This is a genomic window from Streptomyces sp. P9-2B-2 (assembly GCF_030406865.1).
Lineage (GTDB): Bacteria > Actinomycetota > Actinomycetes > Streptomycetales > Streptomycetaceae > Streptomyces > Streptomyces platensis.
Genome location: NZ_CP129126.1, coordinates 4,305,555 through 4,319,991 on the forward strand (window position 1 = coordinate 4,305,555; position 14,437 = coordinate 4,319,991).

The 14,437-nt window shown below is 70.0% G+C and carries 11 protein-coding genes and 1 tRNA gene; 5 read left to right on the forward strand and 7 right to left on the reverse strand.

The window, feature by feature from the left end:
* Positions 1-135: 135 nt before the first annotated feature.
* The 3 genes from hrpA to QT196_RS18760 all read left to right on the forward strand — a co-directional run bounded on the left by hrpA (position 136) and on the right by QT196_RS18760 (position 4,958).
* Positions 136-4,245, forward strand: a complete 4,110-nt coding sequence (gene hrpA, locus QT196_RS18750; RefSeq protein ID WP_290355278.1) for an ATP-dependent RNA helicase HrpA — start codon at positions 136-138, stop codon at positions 4,243-4,245.
* A gap of 94 nt (positions 4,246-4,339) precedes the next feature.
* Positions 4,340-4,414: transfer RNA gene (locus QT196_RS18755), tRNA-Asp, on the forward strand.
* A gap of 310 nt (positions 4,415-4,724) precedes the next feature.
* Positions 4,725-4,958 (forward strand): DUF6274 family protein, encoded by a 234-nt coding sequence (locus QT196_RS18760; protein WP_290355280.1) that lies wholly within the window; start codon positions 4,725-4,727, stop codon positions 4,956-4,958.
* Between the two features lie 528 nt (positions 4,959-5,486).
* Here the strand turns inward: QT196_RS18760 and bldC are convergent.
* Positions 5,487-5,693 carry a developmental transcriptional regulator BldC gene (gene bldC, locus QT196_RS18765; RefSeq protein WP_003949541.1) on the reverse strand — a complete coding sequence of 69 codons (207 nt, stop codon included), beginning with the start codon at positions 5,691-5,693 and terminating at the stop codon, positions 5,487-5,489.
* 515 nt (positions 5,694-6,208) lie between these two features.
* Complete coding sequence (locus tag QT196_RS18770) at positions 6,209-7,045, reverse strand: hypothetical protein (RefSeq protein WP_168480203.1); 837 nt, start codon at positions 7,043-7,045, stop codon at positions 6,209-6,211.
* Between the two features lie 196 nt (positions 7,046-7,241).
* On the opposite strand from QT196_RS18770, the gene QT196_RS18775 reads away from it, so the two are divergent.
* Both QT196_RS18775 and QT196_RS18780 read left to right on the forward strand, forming a co-directional pair.
* Positions 7,242-8,360: a Glu/Leu/Phe/Val dehydrogenase gene (locus QT196_RS18775; protein WP_168480204.1), complete on the forward strand. Its 1,119-nt coding sequence runs from the start codon at positions 7,242-7,244 to the stop codon at positions 8,358-8,360.
* Between the two features lie 317 nt (positions 8,361-8,677).
* Positions 8,678-8,926: a DUF3073 domain-containing protein gene (locus QT196_RS18780; RefSeq protein WP_168480205.1), complete on the forward strand. Its 249-nt coding sequence runs from the start codon at positions 8,678-8,680 to the stop codon at positions 8,924-8,926.
* A 170-nt stretch (positions 8,927-9,096) separates the two neighbouring features.
* Here the strand turns inward: QT196_RS18780 and purM are convergent, their stop codons facing one another.
* From purM to QT196_RS18805, 5 genes are all read right to left on the reverse strand, one after another.
* The gene (gene purM / locus QT196_RS18785) at positions 9,097-10,191 is read right to left on the reverse strand and encodes a phosphoribosylformylglycinamidine cyclo-ligase (RefSeq protein ID WP_085927504.1); all 1,095 of its coding nucleotides are present in this window, start codon (positions 10,189-10,191) and stop codon (positions 9,097-9,099) included.
* A gap of 33 nt (positions 10,192-10,224) precedes the next feature.
* Positions 10,225-11,784, reverse strand: coding sequence for an amidophosphoribosyltransferase (gene purF / locus QT196_RS18790; RefSeq protein ID WP_168480206.1), 1,560 nt, complete (start codon positions 11,782-11,784; stop codon positions 10,225-10,227).
* 363 nt (positions 11,785-12,147) lie between these two features.
* Positions 12,148-12,945, reverse strand: coding sequence for a maleylpyruvate isomerase family mycothiol-dependent enzyme (locus tag QT196_RS18795; protein ID WP_266737295.1), 798 nt, complete (start codon positions 12,943-12,945; stop codon positions 12,148-12,150).
* 10 nt (positions 12,946-12,955) lie between these two features.
* Positions 12,956-13,822, reverse strand: coding sequence for a M23 family metallopeptidase (locus QT196_RS18800; protein WP_168480208.1), 867 nt, complete (start codon positions 13,820-13,822; stop codon positions 12,956-12,958).
* Positions 13,823-13,852: 30 nt separating this feature from the next.
* On the reverse strand, positions 13,853-14,365 hold the full coding sequence (locus tag QT196_RS18805; protein WP_168480209.1) for a helix-turn-helix domain-containing protein: 513 nt from the start codon (positions 14,363-14,365) through the stop codon (positions 13,853-13,855).
* Positions 14,366-14,437 lie beyond the last annotated feature (72 nt).

Consider the following 14,437-nt stretch of genomic DNA (forward strand, 5'->3'; position numbering starts at 1 on the left):
TCGGAATCGGGCGGCCACGTGCACCGGCCGGGGCGCGGAGGAGGTTCCCGGCGGGCTGCCGGGGAGCGCGGGGCGCCGTCCGCGCGGGCAAATGGTTCGCCAGTCGTTTATCCGAGGTGAGATCCTGGGGGACGTATGTCCAGTCAGCCTGCCTCCGCCCTGCCCGACGGCTCTGCTACCGCGCTGCCCGGCACCGCCGCTCCCGGCCTCTCCGACCTGCTGGAACGTCTGCCCGAGCTGATGCTGCGCGATCAGCAGCGGCTGGGGCGCCGGCTCGACGGCGCGCGCCGTATCCGTAAGCCGGAAGCCCGGACGGCCGTGCTCTCCGAGATCTCCGACGGCATCGACGAGGCGGAGCTGCGCGTCGAGCAGCGGCGCGCCGCGGTGCCCGAGATCACGTATCCGGAAGAGCTGCCGGTCAGCCAGAAGAAGGACGAGATCCTCGCCGCGATCCGCGACCACCAGGTCGTGATCGTCGCCGGGGAGACCGGCTCCGGCAAGACGACGCAGATCCCCAAGATCTGCCTGGAGCTCGGCCGGGGCATCCGGGGCCTGATCGGGCACACCCAGCCGCGCCGGATCGCGGCCCGTACGGTCGCCGAGCGGGTCGCCGAGGAGCTGAAGACCCCGCTGGGCGAGGCGGTCGGCTGGAAGGTCCGCTTCACGGACCAGGTCGGCGGGGACACCCTCGTCAAGCTGATGACGGACGGCATCCTGCTCGCCGAGATCCAGACGGACCGGGAGCTGCGCCAGTACGACACGATCATCATCGACGAGGCGCACGAGCGCAGCCTCAACATCGACTTCATCCTCGGCTACCTCGCCCAGCTGCTGCCCCGGCGCCCGGACCTCAAGATCGTCATCACTTCGGCGACCATCGACCCGGAGCGGTTCGCCCGGCACTTCGGCAGCTTCGCGTCCGTAGGAGCGGCGCCGGACCGTACCGCCCCCTCGGCCGCCGCGGACGGCTCCGGGAGCGACGGGGAAGCGAAGGCGAGCGCACCGATCGTCGAGGTCTCCGGCCGGACGTATCCGGTGGAGGTGCGCTACCGCCCCCTGCTGGAGGAGGGCGGCCAGGACGCCGACCGCGACCAGATCACCGCGATCTGCGACGCCGTGGACGAGCTCCAGTCCGCCGGGCCCGGCGACATCCTGGTCTTTCTCTCCGGCGAGCGGGAGATCCGCGACACCGCCGACGCGCTCAACAAGAAGGCCCTCCCGTTCACCGAGGTCCTCCCCCTGTACGCGCGGCTGTCGCACGCCGAGCAGCACCGCGTCTTCCAGCGGCACACGGGCAGACGGATCGTGCTGGCCACGAACGTCGCCGAGACCTCGCTGACCGTCCCGGGCATCAAGTACGTCATCGACCCCGGCATGGCCCGGCTCTCCCGCTACAGCTACCGCACCAAGGTCCAGCGGCTGCCCATCGAGCCGGTCTCGCAGGCCAGCGCCAATCAGCGCAAGGGCCGCTGCGGCCGTACCAGCGACGGCATCTGCATCCGCCTCTACTCCGAGGACGACTTCCTCTCCCGCCCCGAGTTCACGGACGCGGAGATCCTCCGGACGAACCTCGCCTCCGTCATCCTCCAGATGACCGCGGCCGGCCTCGGCGATATCGAGAAGTTCCCGTTCATCGACCCGCCGGACCGCCGCAACATCAAGGACGGCGTCGATCTGCTGAGTGAACTCGGCGCGCTCGACGCCCGGCAGAAGGACCCCAAGAAGCGGCTGACCCCGCTCGGCCGCAAGCTCTCCCAGCTGCCGGTCGACCCGCGGCTGGCGCGGATGGTGCTGGAGGCGGACCGCAACGGCTGTGTCCGCGAGGTCATGGTCATCGCGGCCGCGCTGTCCATCCAGGACCCGCGCGAGCGGCCCGCGGACAAGCAGCAGCAGGCCGATCAGCAGCATGCCCGCTTCAAGGACGAGACCTCCGACTTCCTCGCCTTCCTCAACCTCTGGCGCTACGTCCGTGAGCAGCAGAAGGAGCTGTCCTCCTCGGCCTTCCGCCGGATGTGCCGCGGTGAGTTCCTGAACTACCTCCGGATACGCGAGTGGCAGGACATCTACTCGCAGCTGCGTTCGGTCGCCAAGACCATGGGCATCCACCTCAGCGAGGAGGACGCGGCGCCGGATCACATCCACACCTCGCTGCTTTCCGGTTTGCTTTCGCACATCGGCCTCAAGGACACCGACACCAAAAGCGAGTATCTGGGCGCCCGCAGCGCCAAGTTCGCGGTCTTCCCGGGCTCCGCGCTCTTCAAGAAGCCACCGCGCTGGGTGATGTCCGCCGAGCTGGTCGAGACGTCCCGGCTGTGGGCGCGGGTGAACGCCAGGATCGAGCCGGAGTGGATCGAGCCGCTCGCCCAGCACCTGGTCAAACGCACGTACAGCGAGCCGCACTGGGAACAGAAGATGGCCGCGGTGATGGCGTACGAGCGGGTGACGCTCTACGGCGTCCCGATCGTCGCCCAGCGCAAGATCGCCTACGGCCGGATCGATCCGGAGACCTCCCGCGATCTGTTCATCCGCAACGCCCTGGTCGAGGGCGACTGGCGCACCCACCACCAGTTCTTCCATGACAACCGCAAACTCCTCGGCGAGGTCGAGGAGTTGGAGCACCGCGCCCGGCGCCGCGACATCCTCGTGGACGACGAGACGCTCTTCGACTTCTACGACCAGCGCATTCCGTCGGACGTGGTCTCCGGCGCCCATTTCGACGCCTGGTGGAAGAAGAAGCACCGCGACGAGCCGGAGCTGCTGAACTTCGAGCACTCGATGCTCATCAACGAGTCCGCCGAGGCCGTCACGAAGGACGACTACCCGGACTCCTGGCGGCAGGGAAAGCTGAAGTTCAAGGTCACCTACCAGTTCGAGCCGGGCGCGGACGCGGACGGTGTGACCGTCCACATCCCCCTCCAGGTCCTCAACCAGGTCTCCTCCGAGGGCTTCGAATGGCAGATCCCGGGCCTGCGCGAGCAGCTGGTGACGGAGCTGATCCGTTCGCTGCCCAAGCCGATCCGCCGCAACTACGTCCCGGCACCGAACTTCGCGGCCCGCTTCCTGGACTCCACGGTCCCCCTCCAGGGCGCCCTGACGACGTCTCTGGCCGCGGGGCTCCAGCGGATGGTGGGCGTGCCCGTGGAGGCCGCGGACTTCGACCCGGAGAAGGTCCCGGACCACCTCAAGATCACCTTCCGGGTGGTCGACGAGCGGCGCCGCAAGCTCGCCGAGGCCAAGGACCTGGAGGCGCTGCGGCTGCAGCTCAAGCCGAAGACCCGGGCGGCCATCTCCAAGGCCTTCGAGGAGGCCGCCGAGCGGCCCGCCAGGGACCGCAAGGGCGGCGCGGACGGCGGACCGGCACCGGCCGGCCCCGAGCAGCGGACCGGGCTGACGTCCTGGACGATCGGCACACTGCCGCGCACCTTCGAGACCCGGCGTGCGGGCCAGCCGCTGAAGGCCTACCCGGCGCTGGTCGACGAGGGCAGCAGCGTCGCCGTACGCCTCTTCGACACCGAGGCCGAGCAGCTCACGGCGATGTGGGCGGGCACCCGACGGCTCATCCTGCTGAACATCCCGTCCAATCCGGCCAAGTTCGCCCAGGGGAAGCTGAGCAATCAGCAGAAGCTCGCGCTGTCCCGTAATCCGCACGGCTCCATCGCCGCGCTCTTCGAGGACTGCGTCACCGCCGCCGCGGACCGGCTGATCGCGGCCCGGGGCGGTCCGGCGTGGGACGAGGAGTCCTTCCGGAAGCTGTTCGACCAGGTCCGCGCGGATCTGGTGGACGTCACCCTGAAGACCATCCAGCAGGTCCAGGAGGTGCTGGCCGCCTGGCAGGCGTGCGAGCGCCGGCTGAAGGAGACGGCCTTCCCCTCGCTGCTGCCGTCCCTCACGGACCTCAGGGAGCAGCTGGCGGCGCTGATCAAGCCGGGCTTCGTGACGGCGCACGGCGCCAAGCGGCTGCCGGACCTGATGCGCTATCTGGTGGCCGCCGACCGCCGTCTCCAGCAGCTGCCCACCAACGCCGAGCGGGACCGCACCCGGATGGCGAAGGTGAAGGAGATGCAGGACGAATACGCCTGGCTGCTGGAGCAGTTCCCGCCGGGCCGCCCGGTGCCGGCCGCTGCCCTGGAGATCCGCTGGATGATCGAGGAGCTCCGGGTGAGCTACTTCGCCCATGCTCTGGGCACCGCGTACCCGGTCTCCGACAAGCGCATCGTGAAGGCGGTGGACGCCGCCGCGCCGTAGGAATCCGGCCTGCCGGTATCGAGTTCGACCGCACCCCCTGACCTGCTGTAGAGTCTTGCTTCGCAGCCCGCCGCAAGCGGAAAGCGAAACGCAAGGTCCTGTGGAGCAGTTTGGAGTGCTCGCCACCCTGTCAAGGTGGAGGCCGCGGGTTCAAATCCCGTCAGGACCGCATAGAGAAAGGCCCGCATCCCTCGGATGCGGGCCTTTCTGCTGTCCGCACTCGGGCCGCGCCCCGCGCGAAGCCACCACCGCACCCCACACCCCGTCAGGTCCCGCTCCCCGATCCCTGTCACGCGCCGATGGGCGTGGCGCCGATCACCTTCCGGCCCGGCCCGCACCCCGTCACACGCCGGCCACAGCACCGGCCGGTTCCTTTCCGACGGATGCGGACCGTAGCCGGATTGCCGCCCGCTGTATTGACGGCGGCACGTACCGCGGGTACTCACTGAGGAAGGTGTGGGGGCCGGGGAGGTATGCGCATGACGACTGCGGTACGGCACGAGACCAGGGCGCTGTTGCGGGCGCATCTGTCAGCCGCCACGGGCTATCGCCATCTGACGCGGCACTGCCCTGTCTGTCATCAGCTGCAACGGCTCGTCATGGAGCCGCACACGGCCCGCTCCGGGCCTGTGACGCCCGCGTCCGCCTCCGCGTCGTCCGGGGCTGCCTGTGAGCCGCCGGCGGACGAGGACGAAGGTCCCGCAAGCCGGTGACCACCGGCGCCTGTGTCAGCCACGGTGCGGTGACAGGCTGTTGGGTGTGGCGGGCGGAGTTCTCTATCGCAGCGGACGTATCGTCTTCAAGCGCCACGTCGTGTGACGGGTGTCACCGAACAAGTTTGGCCCGATGAGGAACTTACACCCGCCCTACAACCAGTCAATTTAATATGTGCAATTGCACCTCCCCCGGAGCGGCTTCCGGGAGGGGGCTCAGGGTCTCCGCGGAAAGCCCCTCAGAGGGCCCGTGAAGACCCGCTGGCCGCCGTCCGGGACGGCGGCGGCGCCAGGCCGACCCGACCGCTCCAACGGGCCCTGAAGCGGGCGCACACAAAAAAATCGCGCTGGACCCGGCGGAGTCCAGCGCGATCGACGACGTACCCAAAGGGAGCGGGCGTGGAGCCTGTGGGGCAGGCGCCGCGTCGTATGAAGCTGTGTGAAGCGTGGTGAAGCGGTCGAGCTATGTGGCGCAAAGCGGGCGCTTTCGGGTTGGGGGCCCCGAAAACGACCTGGTTATGCGGTTGTTCAGGCCTCGCTGCGCTGCTGCGGAATGCCCGCGAGCAGTGCGCGGACCTCAGCCTCGCGGTAACGCCGGTGTCCTCCGAGCGTGCGGATGGACGTGAGCTTGCCTGCCTTGGCCCAGCGGGTCACCGTCTTCGGGTCCACGCGGAACATCGTGGCGACCTCAGCAGGGGTAAGCAGCGGCTCGGCGTCAGGGGTGCGAGCGGTCATGAGCGGCCTCCTCGGGAGAACCGAACCATCACGGTTCTTTCCTCTAAATTCTGCACCTTGACCCACGTTGCCCGAAATGGCGGACGCGGGCCGAGTCGGTTATAGGACGAACGGCTTGTCCTCGGCACTACAACTACACCATCTGTCCAGCCACGTCGGCCAAACCGATGGAATTGCCCTCTCAGGTGTTCAACCTCGGCGGATGCCGATGGACCGTGCCATAGCGGACAGTCACCCGTCCGTGACGATCAGTCACAGCGTGATCAGCCGCCACGAGACCCCTCAAGGAACGCAATACCGATCTATCCGCCCTTAGTTGGACGGAAGGAGCCCAGGTCGGGCTCCTTGTCCTATTTTGGCACGAGGGTATGGCTTGGGAGCAAGACCCGATGTCAGTGCTTTAGGTCACGCTTGAGGCAATCGCCCGGATCAGGACCTACGTCCTTTACCGCCCGACCACCGAAAAGCGAACACCGCGCTGCCACGCCGGCAACCTTCGGCACCGCACCGGCGCCTCAGCTGGAGAACTGGCGTTCCCGCACCGCACGCCACCGCTGGGAAAGCTTCTCGTACGCGACCCCGGCCCGCTCGCCGTCCCCGTCGCGCAGCGCCGCCATCCCCTCCGCCACCTCGGCGGCGGAACGGTCCTCGGCGAGCTGCGCTTCGGGCACCGCGTGCACCAGCCCGCCGTAGTCCAGCTCCACGAGCGAACGCGGATGGAATTCCTCGAGCCAGCGCCCCACATCTACCAGGCCGTCGATCAAGGTCCCCTCTTCCAGGGCGTCCCGCAGCGTCCGCAGGCCCCGGGCGACCCGCCGCCGCGCCTGCACCATCGGCGTCCGGTAACGCATCACCGGCTCCTGCTCACCCTTCGTGTACTCCCGCTCGCCGTCGGAGAACAGCACGAACCAGCGGACGGGGACGTGCCAGGCCGCCCCGCGGATCCAGGGCCGGGCGTCCGGGTTGCGCTCCCGCCACTGCTCGTAGTCGGTGGCCGCCTGCCGGCGCACCACGGGGGGCAGCGCCGCGTCCAGCACCGAGGCCGGCAGCAGCTCGTCCAGCGACTCCAGGGCCTGCCAGCCGCGCAGCCGGGTGCGCCAGGGGCAGACGCAGGTCACCTCGTTCACCTCGGCGATGAAGGCGTCCGCGCTCTCGTGGACCGGCACCGGCACCGGCGGGGTCGGCAGCAGATCTGCCAGGGCCCGCCGCTGCTCGTCCTGGGCGGTAGGGGTCTTCGCCCGCTTGGCATAGCGGGCCCAGTGAGAGCGCTCCGGTTCAGGGAACGCAGCCAGCGGCTCGTAGACCCGTAGATATGCCATGTACGGGACCTTCACCGACGACGCCAGGGCCACGCCCGCTCCTTCAAAGGGAAGTCCACCGCCGGGAGATCCCGAGGGCCCCCGCCGGCCTGCGATACGACCAGATCGTCCCATGCCCGTCCCCCGGGAGAGGGTGATCCTCGGCACCCGACGGATCAACCGGCCCCGCAGGTCTTACGCTCTTTTCAACCGGCCCTCCCCACCCGAAGGAGGGCGTCCTTCGCGACTTATGGGAGTCACCACAGTGACTGACGTACGTCCGGCCTCCGCCGGCACCGACGGCGGCGTTCTGCACACCCTGTTCCGCTCGGAGCAGGGGGGCCATGAGCAGGTCGTTCTCTGCCAGGACCGTGCCAGCGGCCTCAAGGCCGTGATCGCCATCCACAACACCGCCCTGGGCCCCGCCCTGGGTGGTACCCGCTTCCATGCCTACGCCTCCGAGGAGGAGGCCGTGCTGGACGCCCTGAACCTGTCGCGCGGCATGTCCTACAAGAACGCCCTGGCCGGACTGGACCACGGCGGCGGTAAAGCCGTGATCATCGGTGACCCCGACCTCATCAAGTCCGAGGAACTCCTGCTCGCCTACGGCCGGTTCGTGGCCTCCCTCGGGGGCCGCTATGTCACCGCGTGCGACGTCGGTACGTACGTCGCCGACATGGACGTCGTCGCCCGTACGAACAAGTGGACCACCGGCCGCTCCCCCGCCAGCGGCGGCGCGGGCGACTCCTCCGTCCTGACCGCCTACGGCGTCTTCCAGGGCATGCGCGCCTCCGCCCAGCACGCCTGGGGCGACCCGACGCTGCGCGGCCGCAAGGTGGGCATCGCGGGCGTCGGCAAGGTCGGTCACCTCCTCGTCGAGCACCTCCTCCAGGACGGTGCCGAGGTCGTGATCACGGATGTCCGGGCCGAGTCGGTGGACCGGGTACGCGCCAAGTACCCACAGGTCACCGCGGTCGCCGACACCGAGGCGCTGATCCGCACCGAGGGCCTGGACGTCTATGCGCCGTGTGCGCTGGGCGGTGCGCTGAGCGATGAGTCGCTGCCGGTGCTGACCGCGAAGGTGGTGTGCGGCGCGGCCAACAACCAGCTCGCCCACCCCGGCGTCGAGAAGGATCTGTCCGACCGCGGCATCCTCTACGCCCCCGATTACGTCGTGAACGCGGGCGGTGTCATCCAGGTGGCCGACGAGCTGCACGGCTTCGACTTCGACCGCTGCAAGACCAAGGCGGCGAAGATTTTCGACACCACCCTGGCGATATTCGCTCGTGCGAAGGCCGACGGCATTCCGCCCGCCGCGGCCGCCGATCGCCTGGCCGAGCAGCGGATGGCGGAGGCCCGGCGCGCCTGAAGCGGCCGGAATTGCGGCCTTGTCGGCCGGAAAGCGTGCCTTGGGCGGCCCGCCACGGGTGATCAGGGAGACATCCCTCACCACCCGTCGGCGGGTCGCCGTACAGGACAGGTTAAAATCGCAGTTGACCAGCGGGGACGGGGCACCTTGCAGGTCGTGCCGAGCGGCGGGTGATGCGGGCGACGTACCGTATGGCCGCGGAAGCAGGTACCGTTAAAGCCCTACGGGCCGGTCTCTCTGTCGAGAGTCCGCTCTGATCCATGAACGCTTGTCAAGACTCTGGGGCCATCGAGCCCCGTCATTGAGGGGGTCGACCCATGGGGCGCGGCCGGGCCAAGGCCAAGCAGACAAAGGTCGCCCGCCAGCTGAAGTACAGCAGCGGTGGGACGGATCTCTCACGACTGGCCGACGAGCTGGGTGCATCACCGTCGAACCAGCAGCCTCCGAACGCAGAGCCGTTCGAAGAGGACGAGGACGACGACCCGTACGCACAGTACGCAGATCTGTACAACAGCGACGACGACGAGGACGAGGGCGACTCGTCCCAGCAGCGTCGTCGCGCTTGACTCTCTGCGCGCTCGCGGCACCCATAACAGCATCACGGACCCGGTCCTGGGCATTGCCCGGACCGGGTTCTGTGCTGCCCAGAAGTCGGCGGCCACAGCAGTGACTGCCGACGCAGCGTGAACCGCTGGTGCGGCGGCCGCACCGACGACTGCCGGTGCGGCCCAACTGATCAGCCGGCGTAGTCACCGGTCAGGGTCACTGCCTCGGCGTGGTCACCGCGCTCGACGATCTCGCCGCTGACCCAGGCGTCCACACCGCGGTCGGCGAGCGTGGTCAGGGCGGCCTCCACCGACCCCTGCGGGACGACGGCGATCATGCCGACGCCCATGTTCAGGGTCTTCTCCAGCTCTCCGCGCTCCACCGAGCCCGCCGAGCCGACCAGGTCGAAGACCGGGCCCGGGGTCCAGGTGGTGCGGTCGACCGTGGCGTGCAGACCGTCCGGGATGACCCGGGCGAGGTTGTTGGCCAGGCCGCCGCCGGTGATGTGCGAGAAGGCGTGCACCTCGGTCGTACGGGTCAGCGCCAGGCAGTCCAGCGAGTAGATCTTGGTGGGCTCCAGGAGCTCCTCGCCCAGGGTGCGGCCGAACTCCGGGATCTCCCGGTCCAGGGCCATTCCCGCGCGGTCGAACAGCACGTGGCGGACCAGCGAGTACCCGTTCGAGTGAAGGCCGGAGGACGCCATGGCGATCACCGCGTCCCCCGTACGGATGCGATCCGCGCCCAGGACCCGGTCCGCCTCGACGACGCCCGTACCGGCACCGGCGACATCGAACTCGTCCGCGCCCAGCAGCCCCGGGTGCTCCGCGGTCTCGCCGCCGACCAGCGCGCAGCCGGCCAGCACACAGCCCTCGGCGATGCCCTTGACGATCGCGGCGACCCGCTCCGGGTAGACCTTGCCCACGCAGATGTAGTCGGTCATGAACAGCGGTTCGGCGCCGCAGACGACCAGGTCGTCGACGACCATGCCGACGAGGTCGTGGCCGATGCTGTCGTAGACGCCCATCTTGCGGGCGATGTCGACCTTGGTGCCGACGCCGTCGGTGGCGGAGGCCAGCAGCGGACGCTCGTACCGCTTCAGCGCCGAGGCGTCGAAGAGGCCGGCGAAGCCGCCGAGCCCGCCGACGACCTCGGGGCGGGTGGCCTTCTTCACCCACTCCTTCATCAGGTCCACGGCGCGGTCGCCGGCTTCGATGTCGACGCCCGCGCTCGCGTAGCTGGCACCGGTGCCCGTGTGCGGAGCACGCTCAGATGATTCAGCGGACATGCTGAGAACTTTCGTGTCGTGTGTGTACGAGCTCTACGGGCGACGCAGTGCGTCGGCGCCGCCGACCCCGGCCGTGAGCGTCTGGACGCCGTCCACGTCGGACTTCGCCGGTGCCTTGGTCTCCGCCTCCAGGAGGTGCTTGCCCAGCAGCTCCGGGTCGGGCAGCTCCATCGGGTACTCGCCGTCGAAGCAGGCGCGGCACAGATTCGGCTTGGCGATCGTGGTCGCCTCGATCATGCCGTCGATGGAGATGTACGCGAGGGAGTCGGCGCCCAGCGACTTGCCGATCTCCGCCACGCTCAGCCCGTTGGCGATCAGCTCCGCGCGGGTGGCGAAGTCGATGCCGAAGAAGCACGGCCACTTGATCGGCGGGGACGAGATCCGGATGTGGATCTCGGCGGCGCCGGCCTCGCGCAGCATCCGGACCAGGGCGCGCTGGGTGTTGCCGCGGACGATCGAGTCGTCGACGACCACCAGGCGCTTGCCGCGGATGACTTCCTTGAGCGGGTTGAGCTTGAGGCGGATACCGAGCTGGCGGATGGTCTGCGAGGGCTGGATGAAGGTCCGGCCGACGTAGGAGTTCTTGACCAGGCCGGAGCCGTAGGGGATGCCACTGGCCTCGGCGTAGCCGACCGCGGCGGGGGTGCCGGACTCCGGGGTCGCTATCACCAGGTCCGCGTCGGCCGGCGCCTCGGCGGCCAGCTTGCGGCCCATCTCCACACGGGAGAGGTACACATTGCGGCCGGCGATGTCGGTGTCCGGGCGGGCCAGGTAGACGTACTCGAAGACACAGCCCTTGGGGCGGGCCTCGGCGAAGCGGGTGCTGCGCAGGCCGTCCTCATCGATGGCGACCATCTCGCCGGGCTCGATCTCCCGGATGAAGCTGGCGCCGCAGATGTCGAGGGCGGCGGACTCGGAGGCCACCACCCAGCCGCGCTCCAGGCGGCCGAGGACCAGCGGGCGGATGCCCTGCGGGTCGCGGGCGGCGTAGAGCGTGTGCTCGTCCATGAAGCAGAGCGAGAAGGCGCCCTTGACCTTCGGCAGGACGCGCGGGGCGGCCTCCTCGACGGTCAGCGGCTTGCCCTCTTCGTCGACCTGGCCGGCGAGCAGGGCCGTCACCAGGTCGGTGTCGTTGGTGGCCGCGACCTGCGTCGCGCGGCCGCCCTCGCGGGGCAGCGCGGCGACCATGTCCGCCAGCTCGGCGGTGTTGACCAGGTTGCCGTTGTGGCCGAGCGCGATCGAGCCGTGCGCGGTCGCACGGAACGTCGGCTGGGCGTTCTCCCACACCGAGGCACCGGTGGTGGAGTAGCGGGCATGGCCCACGGCGATATGGCCCTGGAGGGAACCGAGCGAAGTCTCGTCGAAGACCTGGGATACCAGGCCCATGTCCTTGAAGACGAGGATCTGGGAGCCGTTGCTCACCGCGATGCCCGCGGACTCCTGTCCACGGTGCTGCAGCGCATACAGCCCGAAATAGGTGAGTTTGGCGACCTCTTCACCCGGAGCCCAGACACCGAAGACGCCGCAAGCGTCCTGGGGGCCCTTCTCACCGGGGAGCAGGTCGTGGTTGAGTCGTCCGTCACCACGTGGCACGGCACCGAGTCTAGGGCAGGTCGCGCATTCATCCGAACCGGGGATGGTCGCGAAACTGGAGAAGTGCATGAATGCGGCGCCCGGAGTACGTGACGCGGCCATGGTCACCGGACCGGCGGGCGACGGGCCGGGATGCCGCCTCCGCTGGGGCCGTGCACCCCTCCGGCCGCCCCGCTGAACTGCGCTTTCTCAGCGCTGAACGGATTACGGCGCTCCGCTTCCCGTCGCTTCACCACCCGCCCGTTGTGCGGTCATGGCGTCGCTTTCATCGGCTTTGTCGCCCGTCGGTGCTCTCCCTCCCGTGTGAGATACGCGACGTGCCCCTCGCGGCCGGAAACCGCCCCCGCCGGCTCGTCGCCCGGGTCAGCTCATGACGGGCAGATGGCCGCCGAGGTCGGCCCGCTCGCCGCTGGCGCTGACATGCGCCGCGTCCAGCTCCGCGGCCCAGGTCGTACGGCCGGTGGCCAGCCGTATCCAGGTCAGCGGGTCGGTCTCGACGACGTTCGGCGGGGTGCCGCGGGTGTGTCTCGGGCCCTCGACGCACTGCACCACGGCGAACGGCGGCACCCGGACCTCGACCGAGCCACCGGGCGCCCGGGCGGCCAGCACATCGGCCAGCAGCCGGGTCGTGGTGGCCAGGGCCTGGCGGTCGTACGGGATCTCCCGGCCGGTCGCCGCCGCCAGATCGTCGCTGTGCACGACGAGTTCGAGGCAGCGGGTGACCAGGAGGTCGGACAGCCGCATCGCGCCGGGGCGGGCGGCCACCACCCGGTCGTCCCGTTCCGCCCCGACGAGCCCGGCGAACTCGGCCGCGGTGCGCTCCAGCAGGTCCACCGGCTCGTGGGCGGCGGCCAGGGCGCGGGTGCGCTCGTCGATGGCGGAGGCGAACGGGGCGGACGCGGACGGCCACTCCAGGAGGGTCGCCTCCGGCTGCGGCGGGGCCGGCTCCGCGAGGCCGCGCGCCACCGCGCCCAGCGTCATGGCCAGATGCGCCACCAGCTCCCGCACCGTCCAGTCGCCGAGCCGGGTCGGCAGCGCGCACTGCTCGGGCGTGAGGCCGCGTACGGCGTCCCGGACATGATCGAGCTGGGCCGTGACGGCGGCGCGGGTCTTCTTCGGGTCGTACCGGCGGGGACGCGGCTTCCGGGCGGCAGGCGGCATGGTGATCAGCCTAGGCGGGGCCACTGACAACGCCGTCGGAGTCCGTCACCGGCGCCTCGGCCACCTCGAAGATCTCGCCGGTGGCCGGGACACCGACGCCCTGCCAGGTGAAGGGCAGCCCGTCGGCGGCGTCGGGGTCGGCGGCGTCCATCAGCTGGAAGTGGACATGCGGCTCGGTGCTGTTGCCCGAGTTGCCGCACTGGCCGATCGGCTGCCCGGCCCGCACCCGGTCCCCCGTACGGACGGTGAGCGAGCCGCGGCGGACATGGGCGTAGAGCGCGTAGGTGCCGCCGCCCAGGTCGAGGATCACGTGGTTGCCGATGACCCGCCGGGCACCGCCCAGGGAGCGGACGACCGCTTCGACGACGAGGAAGTAGACCAGTGCGGGCCAGGACGTGCGGCTGAGGTGGTCGCGCTGGCGGTCGTCGGCGTGGACGACGGTGGCGTCGGCGACGGCCAGCAGGGGCGCGCCGAACGCCGGGAAGTCCGCACCGCGGCGGGCGAGGGGCCACCAGCCGAAGCCGGGCCGGGCGCCGGACGCCGGTTCGGCCACGATGTCGATGGCGTACGCCTGCCCATAGGCCCGGGTGCCGTGGCTGGGGACCTTGTCGGCGGGGCTGTTCTGCGCCTTCCAGCGACCGGTGACCGGGGCGGCGGTCAGCACCGGCTCGGCAGCGGGCCCGTTGGCGCCCTCGGACTCCGCGCGGGCCGTGGAGCGGTTGATGCCGAATCCGATCAGCACCCACAGGCCGAGCGGAATCCAGGCCCACCAGTACGAGAAGTCGAGGAAGAACTGCGCGATGACCATCCCGAGGAAGGTCAGCAGGCAGAGGCGGGCGGCGAGTGCGGAGAGCTTCCGTATGGACGTGGACGCCATGTGTTTCCCCCTGGGTCGGCCGGGCGGTTGTCAGTGCCCGGCGGCGGTCAGCATCACCAGCAGCGGTACGACGCGGTCGGCGGGTACCTCGTAGCGGCCGCGGGCGGCCGTGTGCAGCCAGCCGGCGGCGGTCAGTTGCCGCAGGTGGTGGTAGATCTGGCCGGTGGTGCCGGTGCCGTCGAGCTCGGTGAGTTCGGCGGCGGTGCAGCGGCCACCGAGGATCTCGCGCAGCAGCCGCAGCCGTACGGGCTGGCCGAGGGCCGCGAACGACTCGGCGGCGGCGCCCCAGTCACGGTCCAGCACGGTGTCGGTGACCAGGCCGTACTGCCACTCGTAGCGCTGCCCGGCCGGAATCCGTACGGCACCGGTGAAGAGCACTCCGCCGTTGTCGGCGCCCAGTTCGGCGAGCTGGGACTTCAGGCCCCGCAGGGCCCACAGCTCGTCATCGGGCTCGCGCTCGGGCGGGGGTGCCGGCCGGTCGGCGGCCTGCTCCAGGACGGCCAGCCGTCGCTCCAGCTCGGCCACCCGCTGCTCCAGATCCATGGTGAGAGATTACGTAATTACGTAATCATTGGCAATGGCGGCGGCCACCACGGAAAGCGGCGACGGCCCGCC